The following is a 533-nucleotide window of genomic DNA, read 5'->3' on the forward strand; positions in this document are numbered from 1 at the left end:
ATTAATATGTTTTCAAAAATTTTTGGCACATCAAATGACAGAGAAGTAAAAAGATATAGAAAAAGAGCTAATCAAATCACTGCTTTAGAAACAACATACCAAGCTATGAGTGATGAAGAGCTTCAATCTTCTTTTAATGCTTTAAAACAAAAAGTTCAAAATGAAGAAGTAAAACTAGATGAAGATTTAAATGACTCTTTTGCAATTACAAGAGAGGCTAGTAGAAGAACACTGAATATGAGACACCATGATGTTCAGCTAATTGGTGGAATGGTTCTAAATGATGGTAGAATTGCAGAAATGAAAACAGGTGAAGGTAAAACATTAGTTGCTTCTTTACCAGTTATTTTAAATGCAATGAAAGGAAAAGGTGTTCATGTTGTTACAGTAAATGACTACCTAGCAAGTAGAGATGCACAAGAGTTAGAACCTTTATACAACTTTTTAGGTTTCCAAGTTGGAGCTATCACTGGTGATTTAAAAGATGATGGAGCAAGAAAAGAACAATACAATGCTGATATAACTTATGGTAC

General features: G+C 31.9%; 1 protein-coding gene. It reads left to right on the plus strand.

Annotated features, from left to right (window positions below; all coding sequences use genetic code 11):
- Positions 1–6 precede the first annotated feature (6 nt).
- Positions 7–533 (plus strand): DEAD/DEAH box helicase (locus CP965_RS14005; RefSeq protein WP_323807977.1); only part of this gene is annotated, 527 nt, incomplete at its 3' end.

Origin of the sequence: Halarcobacter mediterraneus (genome assembly GCF_004116625.1) — a bacterium.
GTDB classification, from domain to species: Bacteria; Campylobacterota; Campylobacteria; order Campylobacterales; family Arcobacteraceae; genus Halarcobacter; species Halarcobacter mediterraneus.